The 18,802-nt window shown below is 64.5% G+C and carries 9 protein-coding genes and 1 pseudogene; 3 read left to right on the forward strand and 7 right to left on the reverse strand.

The features are described 5' to 3' along the window. Nucleotides 1-320, forward strand: a pseudogene (locus tag ACW9H9_RS23315) (lipase family protein); the annotation flags it as partial. A 33-nt stretch (nucleotides 321-353) separates the two neighbouring features. Here the strand turns inward: ACW9H9_RS23315 and ACW9H9_RS23320 are convergent. From ACW9H9_RS23320 to ACW9H9_RS23335, 4 genes are all read right to left on the reverse strand, one after another. Beyond that, nucleotides 354-1,313, reverse strand: coding sequence for a quinone oxidoreductase family protein (locus ACW9H9_RS23320; protein ID WP_457345561.1), 960 nt, complete (start codon nucleotides 1,311-1,313; stop codon nucleotides 354-356). Nucleotides 1,314-1,344: 31 nt separating this feature from the next. Next, nucleotides 1,345-1,518: a DUF1427 family protein gene (locus tag ACW9H9_RS23325; protein ID WP_457345559.1), complete on the reverse strand. Its 174-nt coding sequence runs from the start codon at nucleotides 1,516-1,518 to the stop codon at nucleotides 1,345-1,347. An 89-nt stretch (nucleotides 1,519-1,607) separates the two neighbouring features. Continuing rightward, nucleotides 1,608-2,372: an AraC family transcriptional regulator gene (locus ACW9H9_RS23330; RefSeq protein ID WP_457345557.1), complete on the reverse strand. Its 765-nt coding sequence runs from the start codon at nucleotides 2,370-2,372 to the stop codon at nucleotides 1,608-1,610. A 115-nt stretch (nucleotides 2,373-2,487) separates the two neighbouring features. Then, a complete protein-coding gene (locus ACW9H9_RS23335; protein ID WP_457345555.1) occupies nucleotides 2,488-2,655 on the reverse strand; it encodes a metallothionein in 168 nt (55 codons plus the stop codon). Between the two features lie 243 nt (nucleotides 2,656-2,898). On the opposite strand from ACW9H9_RS23335, the gene ACW9H9_RS23340 reads away from it, so the two are divergent. Both ACW9H9_RS23340 and ACW9H9_RS23345 read left to right on the forward strand, forming a co-directional pair. Continuing rightward, nucleotides 2,899-3,267, forward strand: coding sequence for a type II toxin-antitoxin system Phd/YefM family antitoxin (locus ACW9H9_RS23340; RefSeq protein ID WP_457345554.1), 369 nt, complete (start codon nucleotides 2,899-2,901; stop codon nucleotides 3,265-3,267). Continuing rightward, nucleotides 3,264-3,641, forward strand: coding sequence for a type II toxin-antitoxin system VapC family toxin (locus ACW9H9_RS23345; protein ID WP_457345553.1), 378 nt, complete (start codon nucleotides 3,264-3,266; stop codon nucleotides 3,639-3,641). The genes ACW9H9_RS23340 and ACW9H9_RS23345 overlap by 4 nt, the downstream gene beginning before the upstream one ends. 1 nt (nucleotide 3,642) lies before the next feature. Here the strand turns inward: ACW9H9_RS23345 and ACW9H9_RS23350 are convergent, their stop codons facing one another. From ACW9H9_RS23350 to ACW9H9_RS23360, 3 genes are all read right to left on the reverse strand, one after another. Further along, entirely contained in the window at nucleotides 3,643-4,962 is a 1,320-nt protein-coding gene (locus ACW9H9_RS23350; protein ID WP_457345551.1) for an Nramp family divalent metal transporter, read from the reverse strand. Between the two features lie 37 nt (nucleotides 4,963-4,999). Continuing rightward, nucleotides 5,000-6,556 (reverse strand): DUF726 domain-containing protein, encoded by a 1,557-nt coding sequence (locus tag ACW9H9_RS23355; RefSeq protein ID WP_457345550.1) that lies wholly within the window; start codon nucleotides 6,554-6,556, stop codon nucleotides 5,000-5,002. 191 nt (nucleotides 6,557-6,747) lie between these two features. Then, nucleotides 6,748-18,675 (reverse strand): autotransporter-associated beta strand repeat-containing protein, encoded by an 11,928-nt coding sequence (locus tag ACW9H9_RS23360; protein ID WP_457370443.1) that lies wholly within the window; start codon nucleotides 18,673-18,675, stop codon nucleotides 6,748-6,750. Nucleotides 18,676-18,802 lie beyond the last annotated feature (127 nt).

The raw sequence follows: 18,802 nt of genomic DNA on the forward strand, positions 1-18,802 counted from the left end.
AGGCGCGCCCGGATGCTTACCGCAAGGCCCATGAAAAAGCCTACGACGCGCTCCGGGCAGAGGTCGGCAAGGTCCAAACCACACGAGAGCGGCTGCTCACGTTGCGCTCAGCCACAGCCAGGGAAGTGGACGTTTACGGCAACGCATCGCCCACCGCGCAAGACCTGGCCCGCTGGAAGGCGCACGCTCTTAATACCACCGAGGAACCATTGGCCACAGCCCCGCCCGAGCTTGTCGACAACGACCAGGCCATCGCCGCCATCACCGGGGGGCACGTTATTGGTGCCCCCTATGACTTGGATGTGGATTCGCTGGACTAAGGCATCGACGCCCCAGCCAGGGGAAGTGTGGACTTAAGGCACAAAGATGATCTTGTCCGCGCTGCCCGCGTTCACTTCCTCAAAGCAACTCACGCCGTCTACCAGCGCAACTTCACGCAGGCCGGTCGGCAGCGGCAGCAGCCCGTTATCAAAGAAGCGGCCAAACTGCTCCAGCATCACCGCGCACTGCTCGCAGTTGTAGAGCAACGAGTTGATGCCCACCACCGAGCCACCCTTGCGGTACAGCGCCAGGGCGGGCAGTTGCACAAGCCCGTCCACCGGGGCGGCGATGATGGCGATGCGCCCAAACGCCGCCAACGCGGCCACCGACGCCGGGAGCCAGAAGCCGGTGGTGTCGAAGATCACATCGGCGCCGCCCTTGAACACAGCATTGACTTGAGCGCCCAAATCTTCCGGCGTGCCCAGCACAATCGTTTCAAAACCCGCGGCGCGCAGGACATCGGCTTGTTCCGGGCGGCGCACAGCGGCCAATACCTTGGCGCCGAGAATTTTCGCCAAGGCCAAGGTCGCGCTGCCTACCGCACCATTGGCGCCGATGACCAATAAACGCGTACCTTCTCTGACACCGCTGCGCTCCAGTGCATCCCAGGCGGTGGTGTACGGCACCCCAAGGCTCGCGGCCTGGGCAAAGCTCAGGTGGCTGGGCTTGTGCGCCACGCCCTTGGCAGACACGGTGAGGTATTGGGCGTGGGAGCCGTCGGCGAAAAAGCCCAGGTCGCGCCCGGTGCCCCAGACTTCCTGGCCAAGCCATTCCTGCGGGCCCTCGATCACGACACCGGCAAAGTCGCGGCCGGGGATGCGCGGCAACGTGGTGTACGGAAAACGCCCGAGCACGTTCTTGACGTCACTGGGGTTGAGCCCCGCGGCCTTGACCTGCACCAGGACTTCACCGGCCGCCGGGACGGGGGTGGCGACGTCAACGCACGTCAGGGCAGCGAGATTGCCGGTGGCGGAAAATTGCAGTGCTTTCATGGCCAATATCCTTCGCAAAAGAAACAGGGATTCAGGAAAACCAGTTGCCGATCCACGCCTGGCCCATGGGCCAGAGTTTCTCGCCGAGCAACATGCCCATCAGCCCCACCAGGGCGATGGCAGGCGGCGCCGGTGAGCGGAAGTCCAGGGCCCCGTAAAGCACGCCGACCAGCAGGCCGATGGCCAGGGATATCAGGTAACTCATGGGACGCTCCGCAGCAAAGGTTGAGGCGGGCAGTGTAGGGCGATCAAATCAGAAGCATCGGCCAAGAGCTTCTGATTTTCTGCCAAAGCTCAAACGGGATACTGCGACGGCGCCATCCCCAGCTCGCGGCGAAACATGTCGCTGAAACTGCTCGGTGAATAGCCCAGCGAGCGGGCGATCGCGCTTACCGACTGGCCCTGGATCAACTCCGCCACCGCGGTTGCCAGTTGAACCTGGCGGCGCCACTCGGCAAACCCCATGCCCAGGCTGTTTTGAAACAGCCGGGCCAGGGTGCGCACGCTGGCCCCCGCGGCTTCGGCGTGCTGTTCAAAGGGGATATCCAACGAGGGCGAGGCCATCACCGCCAGGCACGCGTTGGCCAAGCGTCGGTCGGCGTCCTGGGGCAAGGCAATGCGGATCTGCGAGCGGCGGGCGCGGCGCAACTCCAGCAGGGCCAGTCCCACCACGGCCTCGTAATAGGCAGGTTCACCGGCGTCGCCCTGCTCTACCAGCGTCACGATCAGTTCGCGCAGCAAGGCACCCACCTCGATCACCTGCACCTGGCCTTCCAGCGTGGCCGCCAGCGCGGGGCGCAGGTAGATGTTGCGCATCTGCAGGTCCGACACCACACGAATGCCGTGCTCGACGCCCGGCGGCAACCACACCGCACGCTGGGGCGGGACAACCAGGGCTTCCTGCGGCGTCTCGACCCACATCACGCCGCTCATCGCATACAAAAGCTGCCCCCAGTCGTGTTGATGGGGCTCCACATACAGCCCGCGCGGGTACGTGCGGGCCAGGGGCTGTACCGGCACGGCGGGGTCAGTGAGGTCTGGGGGAGCGGCGAGGGCCATACGGGGCGGTTCGATCAAAGTGAACAGCCATGGTAATGACCACTGGCGCAGAAACCGAATGATTTTTTACCGCGGGCGGCGGGGGCCGACGGATCGGCTCCCGCTCGCACAGCGTTTAATGGGCTGACTTGGCGCACTCGCACCCGCTGGTCGAGGCACAGGGTTCACCATGGGCATGGTGCTCCGCGCAGCCTTTGCAGCAGTAGCTCTTGCCGTCTTTCATCACCGCGTTCTTGCCCACCAGGCAGTTGCAATGCGGGCAGGCACAGGTTTGTTGTGTCATGAGCAGACTCCTTTTTCATGGTCGTCCAGGTGTGGCGAGCGCCAACACCCAAGCAATGACTATAGGCAAGGATCGAGCCGGTGCAGGCCCGTCAGTCAGACCGCCTCCCGGTGCGGCGTTTTAACAGCGCCTGGCAAGAAAAAAACGTCTTGTCAGTAGGCTCATTCCGATTTTACGGGCCAGTATTCCCCTGGCATTTTGCATTCCGGCAGACTCCGGCCACTTCCCATTTGGAGAGACGTCATGGATGCCATCTACTACAACGCACGGAATGTAAAATCACGCCCTCAAAAGGCCACTGTCACCGCCAGTCGGTTCATCTTTGATGGCTTACAGAATTTTAGCTACATTTGGCCAAAATTCGGGGAAGACCCTATGACGACCGTACCGCTGGCTGAAGCAAAGAATAACTTGTCAAAACTGGTGGATGAGGCCGCTGCCGGCCACATCATTACCATCGCCAAACATGGCCGCGCCCTCGCCCGGCTTGTGCCCGTGACAAAATTTTCGGGCCCGCGAATCGGCGCCTTGAAAGGCAAACTGGTGGTCCCCGCCGACTTCGATACCCCCCTGCCCGATGACGTGCTGGAGCGCTTCGAGGGCCGGGCATGAGGGTCTTGCTGGATACCCACATCCTGTTGTGGGCATTGAGTGACGACCCCAGGCTGTCCGCCAAAGCCCGCAAAACCATCGAAGACGCCGCCGAGGTCTACGTGAGCGCCGCGACCTTCTGGGAAATGGCGATCAAGGCCGGGCTGGGGAAACTGGAGGTAAGCCTCGACGCTGTTCGGGAGGCTTGCCTGCAAAGCGGTTTCGTCGAACTGCCCGTCACGTCGGAACATGCCATCGCGGTCAAGGACCTGGCACCGCATCACCGGGACCCGTTTGATCGACTCATCGTTGCGACAGCCATCAGCGAACCGATGAAGCTGCTGACCGCCGACCCTCAGGTCGCCCAGTACACACCCCTGGCGATGCTGGCGTAACTCAGACTGCCAACTGCCAGATCAACCAGGCGTTGGCAGCGCTGATCACCACAAATAGCGCCCAGGCCAACAAGCGCGTTGGCAGCCGATTGACGAACGGCCCCATCAGTTGCTTGTCGTCGGTCATACGGATCAACGGGTACAAGGCAAACGGCAACTGCAGGCTGAGCACCACCTGGCTCAGGATAAGCAGCTTGCCGATTGCGTCGTCGCCCATCAGCCATACCCCGAGAAACGCCGGGATCAGCGCCAGGCCACGCGTGATCAGGCGCCGCTGCCAGCAAGGCAGGCGCAGGTTCAGGTAGCCCTCCATGATCACCTGCCCGGCGATGGTGCCGGTGAACGTCGAGCTTTGCCCGGACGCCAGCAAGGCGATGCCAAACAGGATGCTGGCCATGGCCCCGCCCACCAGCGGGTCCAGCAGGTGGTAGGCGTCCTGGATTTCCACCACGTCGGTATGGCCGGTCTGGTGGAACGCCGCAGCGGCCAGTACTAGGATGGCCGCGTTGACCAGCAAGGCCAGCGCCAGGGAACCGATGGTATCGATACGCGCCAGCTTGACGGCGTCCTGGCGGCTGGCCAGGTCCTTGCCCACCAGCCGGGTCTGCACGATGGAAGTGTGCAGGTACAGGTTATGCGGCATCACCGTGGCGCCCAGGATCCCGATGGCCAAGTACAACGGCGCGGCATCGCTGACCGCCGACAACGAGGGGGCAAAGCCTGCGAAGACGTCGGGCCAGTAAGGTTTGATCAGCACCAGCTCGACAAAAAAGCACACGCCAATGGTCGCCACCAACGCCAGCATGATGGCTTCCAAACGCCGGAACCCACGGTTTTGCAGGGCCAGGATCAACAGCGTGTCAAAGGCGGTGATGACAATACCGGTGGTCAGCGACACCCCCAACAACAGGTGGAACGCCAGCGCGCACCCCAGGACCTCGGCCAGGTCGGTGGCGATGATGGAGATTTCCGCCAGCACCCATTGGACAAACGACGCACGTCGGCTGTAGCGCTCACGGCTCAATTGCGCCAGGTCTTTGCCGGTGGCGATCCCCAAACGCGAGCACAAACACTGCACGGCCATGCCCGCAAGGCTGGCCAGCAGCACCACAAACAACAGGCTGTAGCCATAACGCGAACCGGCTTCGATGGCCGTCGCCCAATTGCCCGGGTCCATGTAACCAATGGACACCAATAACCCCGGGCCTGCGAACGCCAGCACCCGCTTGAAAAACGACGCACGGGGATCCACCGCAATGGTGCCGGAGACTTCCGGTGGGCAGAACGGAGCAGTAGCGATTTTTGGCAGGCTGAATTTCACGCGGGGTACCCGGTTTTGAAACAAGACGTGTCGCAGCTTAACAGTCGGACCCAACCGTGCGCATCACCGTCTCCCTGGGCAGATCAAATGCTTCCACCACCTGCACCACCAGGTCCATCTCCTGATTGAGGGCCTCGCGCGCCATGCGCTCGCGAATCACCCCAATCACCAGCACCGCCAGGGTGGTGATCGAATACGCTGGCCCGGAAAATGCCCGAACGCCGCTCACCAGCAGCATCGCCGCGGCCAGCGCCTGCCCCACTACCGGAATGGCCGAGGCCGCGCCGCGCCGCATGATAAACCCTGTGAACCCGGCCAGGGCCGTACCGCTCAAGGCCGTGGCGGCAGACCGCCCCACATCGATACGGTTAAAAAAACCCTGTTCTTTTTGCGCGGCGGCCTGAAGCTCAGCCTCGAAAACCTGCCGGTCAGCCTGGCTCAACTTGTCTTTGTACTGCTCGATCAACCGCTCGGCGACCTGCGTTTCTATGTCCCCCAGCGCCACCTGGCCGATGGGCCGGTCAAACTTGATGCCCACCCGCTGGGCCACATCCTGCGCGATCTGGCGATAACTCACGCCATGCCCGCGCGCCAGGTTCATGAACGTATCACCGCCCATGCGCTGCAACTCAATGGCCAGTTTCACCGGTTCGCGCACCGTGCTATCAATCGCGGCGCTGCGTTTTTGTGCCATCAGGTGCGCAAGAAACTTCAACTCTTGCGGCCGCGCCTGCACCAGCGCCGGGAACAGGTCGGCATCTTCCTCGGCAAAACGCACTTGAGGGCTGCGCTGATCGGCGCGGATCAGGCCCCGACGCTCTTCCAACAAGTCGGTGTATTGCACCACCGTTTTCAACTGCGGCCAGTAGGCGGCATGGTCGAACGTGGCCAGGTGCACGTTGGTCACCCGGCTCTTGAGTGCGGGCGTCACTTCAATCGCGTAGCGGCCGATGCAACGCTCGGTGTCGGGCTTGAGCGCCAGCGCCCAGTCCTTGCTGGAGTGACAGTTGATCACGCGCCCCTTGATCAAGGCCGAAACGTCTTCCCACGGGCTGGAGGTACAGATCGCGCCACCCATCAGTAACACATTGTTCAAGGGCAAGCGGGCCGCCGTCTCGGGGTTGGCCAGCAAGCTCTTGACCAAAATCCGCGCGCCGAGGGAATGGCCCACCAAGTTGATTTGCCGCACCTTGAGCGACTGGCCCTGCAGATAATCGGCCAGCTCTGGCAACAAACTGCGGGCCACTTCGTCCACCCGGGCCTCGACACTTTTGTAGTGATCCAGAAAATAGGCAATCGCCTTGCCCACCCCAACCGTCGCGGCCCCCACGCTGGCGCCGCCGAGCATTGCACCGATCACCTCTTTGAACGGCGCAAACAAGTCCTCCAGAAAATGCCCCGCAGGCCAGAACAACATCAGGTTGGTCGAGCCTTCGATTTGCGCCAGTTGCTGACTGAAACGGCTCAACTGTTGCGGGTTGAAAAATGCCGAATACCCGTGGACATACAGGTTGAGCACATCACCTTGTGGCTCACCGCACGCTAAAAAGGTCGGCTTGGCGGTGTGGTGCATGGCATCCCACTGGTGCTGCATGGGGCAAAGACTCCGGGTGGCAACGGAGGGCGATAGTAACAAAGCCAATGCCGGGAAAATATGACCGGGCCGCTTAATCGATGACGCATACGCAGGCGCACTTCAACAGCAAAGTAGGCGCATTTGAAGCGATCACATCGCGGCGAACAAAAAAACCGCCCTTTCGGGCGGCTCAAGGGACTCGGCTCTGATCAGAAGCCGAGGGAGAAACTGATCGTCATCGCATGGTCCTTGTCGTTGCGTGACACCTGGCCGGAGTAACCCAGGCCCAGTTTGCCGTTCTGGCTGATCTGATAGTCCACACCGGCCTCCAGCACCGCGCTGTCCCGGGCGATCGGAACGCCTTGGGTGCTGAACGAAGCGCCCCCGTTGATAAAGCTCAGGTCGGCATCCGGGTGGGTGTCACCCAAGGCATGACGCCAGCCGATGCTGCCCCGCGGGGTGATTTTCGAGCCGTTGCCCAGGGTCAGGGTCTGGCCTGCACGAATGCCCAGCGTGGAGAAGGTGATGTTCTGATCCGCATCACCGCGCAGTGCCGCCGAGCCGCCTTTTTCCTTGACGGTGTCGCTGTCGTAGTTGACGTAGGCAAGGCCCGCGAACGGCTCCAGTGCCACGCCGCCCGCCTGGAAGGTGTAGCCGACTTCACCGAACACCTGTGCAGTGCGGGCCTTGTAATCGCCTTTCAGGCGTTGGCCCACCGTGCCCACGGCCACGTCGCGTTTGCTTTCGATGTCGTGCCAGGTGTAGGCCACGCCCATGCGGGCGGCGAACGCATCTTGCTGGTAAGCGGTGTAGGCCATCAGGTGGTAGCTGTCGACGTCGGCGCTGGAGCTGCGGCGCTTGGCGTTTAGGTCGCTGCGGGTGTAACCGGCCGCGACACCGGCACGCCAGGCGTCATCCAGTTGCTTGTCGGTGCCCAGCAGGAAACCGCCGAGGTTGCGGTCCAGCTTGGCGGTGTTGCTGTCGCCGCCCAGGTGGCCCCACGTACCGAGCACCCGCATCCAGCCGACCATTTCGCCATGGCAACCGGCGCTGCTCAGGCGATTTTCGCTGGGGGCCAGGCTGTTGCGCGGGTCATCCTCGCGATAGCAACCGGGCTGGCGCAGGCGCTCGTTGACCGCGTCGCGGATGTAGCGCGAGTCTTCGAGCAACGCACTGGCGGTGCTGGCATGGATTTCCCCCGACAGGCTGTCAAACGCGGTGCGGGCCTGGTCGGCGGTGCTGTTGATCAAGGCCGCCTGCACCGCGGCGCCGCCCACGGCCGGGCCGCTGCTCAAGGCATTGGCCACGTTGCGCTGGTTACGGGTGGCCGCCACGCTGGCGAAGCTGTTGCTGTTGCGGCTCACGGCCAGGGCCACCTGGTTGGCGCCATAGTTCAGCGACGTGTTGAGAAACGCCAGGCCGCTCAGGTTGGTGGTGGCAAAGGTGCCATTCACCCCGCCCGAGGCCGTCAACAAGGTGTAGGTGGTCGGGCCGGTATAAGGCGCCAGGTTGACCACGTTCAGGCTGCCGCCCAGGTTGGCCGTCCCCCCGACCGCCAGGGAGCTGGCCACCGACGGGGTGATCACCAGGTTCAAGGCGCCATCGGCGGCGTTGGTGAAGTTGCCCGCCACCGTCAGTTTGCCGCTGTCCGGCGTGACCGAACCGTGGTTGACCAACGAACCCACGCTGCCATTACCCGTCAGGCCCGCGCCATTGGCCACGGTGACCTGCCCACCCAACACGGTGCCCGGGTTGGCCGCATTGCCCACTTGCAACACGCCCTGCTCCACCGCCACCGTGCCGCTGAACGGTTGGTTGCCGGTCAGCAACAACGCGCCGGTGCCTTGCTTGACCAGCGCACCGGTGCCACTCAAGGTGCCGTTGAACGTGCCGTCGCTCGATTGGGCAAAGAGCAGCCGCGCATTGTTTAGGATGGACCCGTGCAAGCTGGTGCTGTTACCCGCCAGCGTACCGCCACTGACGGTGGTGCCGCCCGTGTAGGTATTGGCACCGGTCAGCAGCAAGGTGCCAGCGTCCAGTTTGTTGATACCGCCCGTCCCGACCAAGGGCGCGTCGATCTGGGTGGTGACACCGCTGTTGACCCGAACCACCGCAAGGCTGCCATCCGGCGCGTTGGTAGGGCTCAAGCTGCCCCCCGCACCGGCCGTCAGCGAGTAACCCGCATCAAGAAATTGCAGGCCGGTAAAGCCCTGGTTGCCCACCACGGTCACCGTACCGCCCTGCCCGCCGAACACGGCGAACTGGTTGTTCGACGCCTGGCCTTGAGTGCCGGTGGGGTCGGTCCAGTTGGTGCCCGGGCCCCACGTGCCGCTGCCGCCGGTGATGGTGCCACCGGGGTTGGTGGTGCCGCCATTCCAGAACTGGATTTGCCCTGGCGTGGTTTGCACCACCAGGTTCAACTGGTTGGCCAGGGACGTTTGCAGCGTGGCGTTACCCAGGCCGGTGGGCAGCGTGCCCAAGCTCAGGCCGTTGTCGGTCAGTGCGCCGCCGTAGCGGAACAGTTGATACACCCCGAGGCCAAAGCCCCCGGCATCAGTCACGTTGAGCGTACCGTCGAGGGTCAGGTTGCCCGCAACGTTCACCGCCGTGGTGGACGCCCCGGGCGCACCGAGGCTGAAGTCCAGAAGCGTGCCCGAAGACAGGATCAGCGAACCGACCGACAACGGCGTCGCGGCCCCGGCCTTCAAGGTCGAGCCATTGGCCAGGGTCACCGCCCCGCCCAGCGAGCCGCTGCCGCCCAGTGTGGCGCCGCTGGCGACTTGCACCCCTGCACTGTTCAAGGTGCCGTCGACCAGCAGGCTGCCCGCCGTCACGTTGGTGTTACCCGTGAAGGTGTTGTTGCCGGTAAGCAGCAACGCGCCGCTGCCGGTTTTATTCAACACACCTGCGCCGGTGAGGTTGCCGGTGTACGTGCCGTCGGCGCCTTGCTCGAAGGTCAGCGTCGCGTTGTTGGTGATTGCACCTTGCAGGCTGTTGGTGTTGCCGGTGGTGGTGCCCGCGTTGAGCGTCGTACCGCCGGTGTAGGTATTGGCACCGGTCAGCAACAGCGCACCGGTGCCGTTTTTCAGCAGGCTGCCATTGCCACTGACCACGCCGTTGAGCGCCAGATCGTGGCTGCCTCCCAGGGTCAGCGCGCCGCCCAGGTTGATGGCGTTGGTCAGTTGCAGGTTGCTGCTGCCGTCCAGCGATGCCGCGCCGCCGACCGTCAACCCGCCCGTCCCCAGCGCCCCATTGTTGCCCAGCACCAGTTGGCCAGCGTTCAGGCCGGTGCCGCCGGTGTAGGTATTGGCGCCGTTGAGGGTCAATGTGGACGCGCCGTTTTTCACCAGGCTGCCGTTGCCGCTCACGATGCCATCGAGGGTCAGGGCATTGCTGCCGCCCACGGCCAGCGCGCCGTTGAGCAGCGCATTGTTGGCCAGGGTAACGGCGGTGTTGCTGTCCAGCGTGGTGCCGTTGGCGGCCGTCAATACGCCGGTGCCCAACGCGCTGTTGTTGCCCACCACCAGCGTGCCGCCGTTGAGCGCAGTCCCACCGATGTAGCCATTGGCGCCGTTGAGCACCAAGGTGCCGGTGTCGAGCTTGGCCAGGGTGCCAGCGCCGTTGAGGGTCACCCCCAGGGTGGCGGTGGCGTTCGGATCGACACGCACGGCGGTGTTACCGGTGCTGCCATTGACCAGCGTCAGCGAGCCGCCCATCCCGGAGCCCAGGGTGTAGCCGTCGGTGACGAACTGCAGGCCGGTGATGGCTTGCGCCCCGTCCACCGTCACCGTGCCCGCCGCGCCTTGGAACACCGCGAAGCTGTTGTTCCAGGCCTGGTTGAGGGTGCCGTCCACATTGGTCCAGTTCGGGGTGCCTGTGCCCCAGGTGCCATTACCGCCTTCGATGGCGCCATTGCCGATCAGGCTGGCGCCGTCCCAGAACAGCACGGTGGTATTGGGCGCAGTGACCAGCAGGTTGACTTTATTGGTGATGGCGGTCTGCACTTGCACATCGCCCGGGACCACGCTGCCGGGCAGCGTGCCCACGGTCAGGCCGTTATCGGTCAGCGCGCCCGCGTAATTGATGATGTTGTAGACGCCGCTGCCAAAACCACCGATGTCGGTGATGTTCACGTTACCGTCCAGGGTGAGGTTGCCGCCGACATTCAGCAGGCCGGTGCCGCCCCCGAGCACGGGAGCGCCGAGGCCCACGTCCAGGTTGGCATTGGCGCCGAGCACCAGCGAACCCACCGACAAGGTGCTGCCGGTCGACAAGCCGATATGGCCGCCATCCGCCACCGTCACGGCACCGCCCAGCGAGCCGGTGCCGGTCAGGGTCGCGCCGTTGTTGACCGCCACCGTGGCGCTGGCCAGGCTGCCGCTGACATTCAAGGTGCCGCCGTTGACAGTGGCCGCGCCGGTCATGCCATTGGTGCCGGTGAGGTTGAGCACGCCGGTGCCGTTTTTGTCCAGGTTACCGGCGCCGTTCAACGCGCCGCCAAAGGTGTTGCCCAGGTTACTGCCGCCCACCGCCAGGGTGCTGCCGCCTGCGACCTGAACCGTGCCGTTACCGGCCAGGGTATTGAGGCTGGCGTTGCCGCCCAGGTTGAGCGAAGCGCCACTGCCCACGGTGACGCCGGAGGTATTGCCCAGGGCGCCGTTGCCGACGGTGGTGAGGCTGCCCGCCAACAGGCTCACAGGCCCGGTGAAGGTGTTGGGGCCACTGAGGGTCAAATCTGCCGCACCGTTCTTGATCAGCGCGGCGTTGCCCGCCAGTACACCGGCCAGGGTCAGGTTGTTGTTGCCCGCCAGGGTGAGGTCGCCATTGAGGTTGACGTTGTTGGCCAACACCAGCGGGGCACTGTTGTCCAGCGTGGCCGCGCCCGCCAGGGTGAGTGCGCCAAAACCCAGCGCCCCGGCATTGCCGACAGTGAGCGTGCCCGCGTTGACGGTGGTGCCGCCGCTGAAGGTATTGGCGCCATTGAGCGTCAGGTTGGCCGCGCCATTCTTGACCAGACTACCGGTGCCACTCACCACGCCGCCGAGGGTCAGGCCGTTGCTGCCGACCACGGTCAAGTTGCCATTGAGCGTGGTGTTATTGGCCAGGGTCACGGCACTGTTGCTGTTCAGCGCCGCCGGGCCGTTGACCACCAGCGCCCCGATGCCCAGGGCACTGCCGTTGCCCACGGTCAAGGTGCCTGCATTGAGTTGCGTGTTGCCAAGGTAAGCGTTGGCGCCGTTAAGCGTCAGGTTGCCCACCCCGCTTTTGGTCAGGCCGCCCGCCCCGGTCACCAGCCCGTTGAGGGTCAGGTCGTTGCTGCCAAGAAGGCCCAGGTTGCCCGCCACGCTCAGGTTATTGGCCAGGATCACGGTCGTGCTGGTATCCAGTGTGGTGCCTGCCGCCGTGTTAAGGGCGCCCGCGCCCAGCGCAGTGTTGGACGCCAGGATCAGCCCGCCTGCGTTCAGCGCCGTCGGCCCAACGTAGGTATTGGCGCCGCTCAGGGTCAGGGTGGCGATGCCATTTTTGATCAGGCTGCCCGCCCCCGCTACCGTGCCAGCCAGGGTCAGCGCGTTGCTGCCACCAATGGTCACTGCGCCGGTGAGGTTCACATTATTGCCAAGGTTGACGGCTGAGTTGCTGTCCAGCGTAGTGCCCGCCGATGCGGTCAAGGCGCCAGTGCCCAACGCGCTGTTGTTGCCCACGATCAGCGTACCGCCCTGCAACTGCGTGCCGCCGGTGTAGGTGTTGGTGCCGTTGAGCACCAGGGTGCCCGTGTCGAGCTTGGCCAGGGTGCCGCCGCCGTTGACGTTCACGCCCAGGGTGGCCGTGGCGTTGGGGTCGACCCGTACGGACGTCGTGCCGCCCACGCCGTTGAACAGGGTCAGGGCCCCTGCCGCACCGTCGACCACGTTGTAGCCATCGGTGACAAATTGCAGGCCGGTGACCGCCTGCGCGCCATCCACGCTGACGGTGCCAGCGGTGCCTTGGAACACCGCAAAACTGTTGGCGTTCCAGGCGGTGTTGGTCAGACCGTCAACACTGGTCCAGTTGGTGCCGCCCGCATTCCAGGTGCCGCTGCCGCCGTTGACCGTGCCATCTGGCGCCAACTGGCTGCCGTCCCAGAACTGCACGTTGGAGCTGCCATTGACCAGCAGGTTGACTTGGTTGAGCACGCTGGTTTGCAGGGTCAGGTCGCCCAGGGCCACGCTGCCTGGAATCAGGCCAAAAGCCAGGCCGTTGTTGGTCAGGGCGCCGGTGTAGTCAATCAGGCGATAGACGCCCGTGCCGAAACCGCCGATGTCGCTGACATTCAGCGTGCCGTCCAGGGTCAGGTTGCCGCCGACGTTGATCAGCGCAGTGGTGCCGGTGGACGGTGCGCCCAGGCCCACGTCCAGGTTTGAATTGGCCCCCAGCACCAGCGAGTTCATCGACAGCACACTGCCGGAATTGACCGCCAGGTGGCCGCCATCGGCCACCGTGACGGCCCCCAGCAACGTGCCGGTGCCGCCCAGGGTTGCGCCGCTGCTCACCCCGACCGTGGCGCTGGCCAGCGAGCCGTCGACGTTCAACCGCCCGGCGCTGACCTGGGTGTTGCCGGTCAAGCCGCTGGTGCCGCCCAGCGTGAGTGTACCGGTGCCGACCTTGTTCAATTCACCGGCACCGCTCAGCGCGCCGCCAAAGGTGCTGGAAAGGTTGCCGCCGCCCAGGCTCAGCGTGCTGCCAGCGCCGAGCACGGCGGTGCCCGCGCCGGTCAGGGTGCCCACACTGGTGGAGTTGCCCAGGTTAAGAAAGGTGCCGCCCGCCAGGTTGACGCCCGCATTGTTGCCCAGTGCCGAACCACCCACGGTGGTCAGGCTGCCCGCCTGCACATCAAACGAGCCGCTGAAGGTGTTGGTGCCCGACAGCGTGAGGTCGCCAGTGCCGGTTTTGATCAGGCGGCCCGTACCATCGACGATGCCCGCCAGGGTCAGGTTGCTGACGCCACCCGCCGTCAGGCTTGCGTTAAGGTTCAACGCGTTGCCCAGTGCCATCGGTGCGCTGTTGACCAGGGTGGACGCGCCGCCGACGGTCAAGGCGCCGCCGCCCAGCGCGGTGGCTGTACCCAGGGTGAGCGTGCCCGCATTGAGTTGCGTGCCGCCCTGGTAGGTGTTGAGGCCGCCCAGGGTCAGGTTGGCCGCGCCCGTTTTGATCAGTGCGCCCGTACCGCTGATCACGCCGCCCAGGGTCAGGTCGTTGTCGCCCGCAGCCGTCAGGTTGGCGTTGAGCACCACATTGTTGCCGACGCTCAAAATGGTGTTGTTGCCCAGCGTCGCAGCGCCGCCGACGGTGAGGTTGCCTGTCCCCAGCGCCGCGCTATTGCCCAGGGTCAAGGTGCCTGCGTTCAGCGTCGTACCGCTGAGATAGCCGTTGGCGCCATTGAGCGTCAGGTTGGCCGCGCCGTTTTTGGTCAGGCTGCCAGCGCCATTGAGCACGCCGCCGAGCGTCAGGTCGGCGCTGCCACCGATACCCAGGCTACCCGCCAGGTTAATCGCGTTGGTCACGCTGACTGCGGTGTTGGCGTCCAGTGTGGTGCCAGCCGCGGCATTCAACGGGCCGCTGCCCAGCGCCGTGTTGGCGGCCAGGATCAGCCCGCCAGCGTTCAGGGCCACCGGGCCGATAAAGCTGTTGTTGCCACCCAGTGTCAGGGTGCCGGTGCCGGTTTTGATCAAGCCACCGGTGCCGCTGATGACGCCGTTCAGGCTCAGGGCATTGTTGCCGCCGGTGGTCAGGTTGCCGTTGAGGAGTACGTCGTTGCCCAGCGTGACCGCCGTGTTGCTGGTCAGTGTCGTGCCAGCGGCGGCGGTCAACAGGCCAGTGCCCAAGGCGCTGTTGCTGCCCACCACCACTGCGCCGCCGTTGAGCAATGTGCCGCCGGTGTAGGTGTTGGCGCCGCTGAGTACCAGGGTGCCGGTGTCGAGTTTGTTCAGCGTGCCCGTGCCGTCGATCCCTACGCCAATGGACGCCGTGGCGCCCGGGTCGACACGGATGGCGGTGTTGCCCGTGGCGCCGTTGACGGCGGTCAACTGGCCGCCTGCGCCGTTGACCAGGTTGTAGCCATCGGTGACGAACTGCAGGCCGGTAAACGCTTGCGGGCCAACCACGGTGACGGTGCCCGCCGCGCCTTGGAACACCGCGAAGTCACTGGCCCACGTCTGGTTGAGGGTCCCGTCGACGTTGGTCCAGTTGGTGTTGGCGCTGCTCCAGGTGCCGGTGCCGCCATCCACCGTGCCGTTGGGAATGACTTGGCTGCCGTCCCAGAAACGCACATTGGAGTTAGGCGACGCCACCAGCAGGTTGACTTGGGCGCCAATGGAGGTCTGCACCACCAGATCGCCCAAGGCGTAGCCCAGCGGAGCCGTCGTGACGTTCAGGCCCAGGTCGGTCAGGCTGCCGGTGTAGTCCATCAGGCGATACACGCCCACCCCAAACCCGCCCGCGTCCGTGACGTTCAGGTTACCGGCGAGGGTCAGGTTGCCGTTCACATTGACCAACGACGTGGTCGAGGGCGCGCCGAGCGCCACGTCCAGGTTCGCGCCACTGCTCATGACCAGCCCGTTGGTGGACAACGTCGTGCCGCTGCTCAGAAGCAGGTGGCCGCCATTGTTGACGTTCAGCGTGCCCAGCAACGCGCCGCTGCCGGTCAGCGTCCCGCCGTTGTTGACATCCACCAGCGCGCTGGCCAGGGAGCCGCTGAGGTTCAGGGTGCCCGCATTGATCGCGGTGTTGCCAGTCAGGCCATTGATCCCGGTGAGGTTCAGCGCCCCGGTGCCCGTTTTGATCAGGCCACCCGTACCGCTCAGGCTGCCACCAAAGGTGCTGCTGGCGTTGACGCCACCGACGGTCAGGTTTGTCCCCGCACCCACCTGCACGTTACCGTTGCCAGCGAGGGTATCGAGGCTGGAGTTGAACCCCAGATTGAGGCTTGCTCCCGCACCGACATTGGCGCCGGAGGTGTTGCCCAGTGCCCCTGCGCTCAGGGTGGTGACGCTGCCGGACAAGATATCCACCGCGCCAGTAAAGGTGTTGGCCCCGCTCAAGGCCAGATCACTCAGCCCGTTCTTGACCAGGCCACCGCTACCGCTGATGACGCCGCCCAGCGTGAGGTTGTTATTACCTGCCACGCCCAGGTCCGCGTTCAGCACAATCGCATTGCCCAGGGTAAACGGGCCACCCGTGTCCAGTGTCGCCGCACCGCCGACCGTCAACGCGCCGCTGCCCATGGCCCCTGCGTTACCCAGGGTCAAGGTGCCCGCATTCAGTTGCGTGCCACCCTGGAAGGTATTGGTGCCATTGAGGGTCAGGTTGGCCGCGCCGTTCTTGACCAAACCACCAACGCCTGCCACCACGCCGCCCAAGGTCAAGGCGTTGGTGCCGTCAATCGTCAGGTTGCCGCCCAGGTTAACGTTATTGCCCAGGCTGGCCGCCGTGCTGGCACCGAGCGTGGTGCCGCCTGCGGCGTTCAGCACACCGGTGCCCAGCGCGGTGTTGGAACCCACGATCAATGAACCGGCATTCAGTGCCGTAGGGCCGGTATAGGTGTTGAGGCCGGTGAGCGTGAGGCTGGAGGGACCGTTTTTGATCAAGCCGCTGGCACCGCTGATAACGCCGCCCAGCCCAAGACTGTTGGTGCCCGCCAACGTCAGGTTGGCGTCCAGCGTCACGTTATTGCCCAGGACAATGCCTGCCGTGTTGTCCAGGTTCGCGGCGCCGCTGACCGTCAGGGCACCGCTGCCCAGCGCGCCATTATTGCCCACAGTCAAGGTGCCGCCATTGAGCACGGTGCCTGCCAGGAACGTGTTGGCACCGCTGAGCACCAACTCGGCAGCGCCGTTCTTGGTCAGGCCGCCATTGCCGCTGATCACGCCGCCGAGGGCCAGCCGATTGCTGCCGCCCACGTTCAGATTACCGGCCAGGCTGATGGCATTGCCCACGGATACATTTGCCGTGGCGTCGAGCGTGGTGTTGGCCGCTGCATTCAACGTGCCCAGGCCCAACGCGGTGTTACTGCCCAGGAGCAGCGAGCCTGCGTTGAGGGCGGTGTTGCCAAGGTAAGCATTGGGGCCGCTCAGGGTCAGCGTGGCCGCGCCGTTCTTGGTCAGGCCGCCGACGCCGCTGACGATCCCGCCCAGCGTCAGGGCCTGGCTGCCGCCAATGTTCAGGTTGCCCGCCACGTTGACGGCATTGCCCAAAACCGTTGCAGCCGAAGTGTCCAGCGTCGTGTTGGCAGCCGCGTTCAGGGCGCCGGTCCCCAACGCGGTATTGCCGCCCACCACCAGGGTGCCGGCGTTCAGCGCGGTGGTGCCGGTGCGGGTGTTATTGCCGAGGAGGGTCAGGGTGGCTGCACCGTTCTTGATCAAGCTGCCCGTGCCCGACAGCACACCGCCGAGGGTCAGCGGATTGGCACCGCTGATGCTCAGGTCGGCGCCCAACGTCACATTATTGGCAAGCGTGGTCGCCCCGCTGACATCCAGGCTCGAAGCGCCCGTCACGTTCAGGCTACCTGCGCCCAGTGCATTTGCATTGCCCAGCACCAACGCACCGGCACCCAGGTTGATCGTACCGCTGTAGCCGGTATTCACACCATTGAGGGTCAAGGTGCCCGTACCGCTCTTGATCAGGTTGGCCGTGCCGGAAACGAGGCCGCCCAAGGTCAATGACCCGCCGATATCAGTGGTCAGGTCGGCACCCAGGCTAATCGGGTTAACGAGGCTGACCGTGCCGGGCGCCTGTAACGTACTGGCCCCGGTGACATTCACCGCACCGCTGCTCAGTGCAAGGTTGTTGCCGACCTGCAGCGTGCCGCCCGCCAGCGTCGTGGCGCCGGCAAAGGTGTTGGCGCCGTTGAGAATAAGTTGACCGGTGCCGATCTTGTTCAGCCCTCCAATGCCCGAGAGCACACCCCCCAGGGTCAGGCCGTTGGCGCCCTGGATGGTCAGGCCGTTGGTGCCCAGGGTCATGAGGTTGCTCAGGGTCAAACCGTTGGCCGTCGACTGCAGCGTACCGCCGTTGGAGGTCAGCACCCCAGTGCCAAAGGTCGCGCTGTTATCAAACAGCGCGACACTGCCATTGTTCAACGTGGTCGAGCCGCTGACCACAGGCCCTTGCAAGGTCCAGGTGCCGCTGTTGACGGTCAGGTTGTTGAAGTTGACGTAGTTGGCACTCGAGACGGTGCCAGACCCTGCGGCGCCACCTCCGACACCCGCGGTGTTTTGCAGGATCAAGGCGTTGACGCCGCCCGCGCCGCCGTCGATCTGGCCGGTGGGGGCAAAGGTCAGGTTAACGCCGATCAAACCGCCCACGCTAATCCCCACGCCGCCGCCACTGGCCACACTGGAGCCGGTCACAGCGGTAAAGGTGTTGGTGCTGGCCGCGCCCATCGACAAGCCGCCCGTAATGGACCCGGCGTTGGTGAATTGGTTGCCGCCTGCGGACGCCTCAAATGCCATCCGGCCAATGATTTCGGCACCGCTGGCGTTGGTCATATTGACCTGGGAGCCCCCGCGCACGGCCACCACCAGGGCATCGGCGCCCAACAGGCTCAAGCCCAGTAACGGCGAGGAGCCGATGCTCCCGTTGTTGACGATGGTGGTCGTGCCGGTGGTGCCGTTATTGATGCTCAGCGCCATGCCGCTGAGCGAGCCCAGGCCGATCCCCAAAACCCCTGACGTGCCTTTGAGCACGCCGGTGACGGCGTTGGTGACATTCACCACGCCTGAAGCGCCGCTGCCAATCACCACGCCATTACTCAAGGCGGTGACCAGCGCGATGATGGACGGGTCAACGGTACCGGCGTTATTGAAGGTGATGTTATTGCCGGTCAAGCTAATGGCTGTGCCTGCCAGCAACGTGTTGTAGGTAGCGCCCGCCCCCACGTTAACCGTCAAGCCATTGACTGCACTGCTGAACGTATTGACCAGCCCGATGCCGGCGGTCCCGGAACAGGTGACGACCGCGCCTACCGTCGGAAAGACAGGCGTACAGGCCGCCTCGGCCTGCGGGCTCGCCAGGCCGACCAACAGCCCCGCCACCCCCAGGCGGATCGCAAGATAAAGAGGAGAAACCCGAGGTGTAGCGGCAGTAGCAAGTCTTCTTCCCACGTTCAACTCCTTCGTGGTTCAAGCCTTTCGTCCGTGAATGCGCAGAAGCTCAAGTGACAGATCCAACACGCATCGAATTCGAAATACCTGACCGTGGCGACAACAGATTCTGTTTGTCAAAACGGTA

This window comes from Pseudomonas sp. SDO5215_S409 (assembly GCF_054071325.1).

Coding starts and splice junctions, on each gene's coding strand:
- ACW9H9_RS23335 (WP_457345555.1), bottom strand. CDS start 2,655: ATGACACAACAAACCTGTGCCTGCCCGCATTGCAACTGCCTGGTGGGC.
- ACW9H9_RS23320 (WP_457345561.1), bottom strand. CDS start 1,313: ATGAAAGCACTGCAATTTTCCGCCACCGGCAATCTCGCTGCCCTGACG.
- ACW9H9_RS23330 (WP_457345557.1), bottom strand. CDS start 2,372: ATGGCCCTCGCCGCTCCCCCAGACCTCACTGACCCCGCCGTGCCGGTA.
- ACW9H9_RS23355 (WP_457345550.1), bottom strand. CDS start 6,556: ATGCAGCACCAGTGGGATGCCATGCACCACACCGCCAAGCCGACCTTT.
- ACW9H9_RS23345 (WP_457345553.1), top strand. CDS start 3,264: ATGAGGGTCTTGCTGGATACCCACATCCTGTTGTGGGCATTGAGTGAC.
- ACW9H9_RS23340 (WP_457345554.1), top strand. CDS start 2,899: ATGGATGCCATCTACTACAACGCACGGAATGTAAAATCACGCCCTCAA.
- ACW9H9_RS23325 (WP_457345559.1), bottom strand. CDS start 1,518: ATGAGTTACCTGATATCCCTGGCCATCGGCCTGCTGGTCGGCGTGCTT.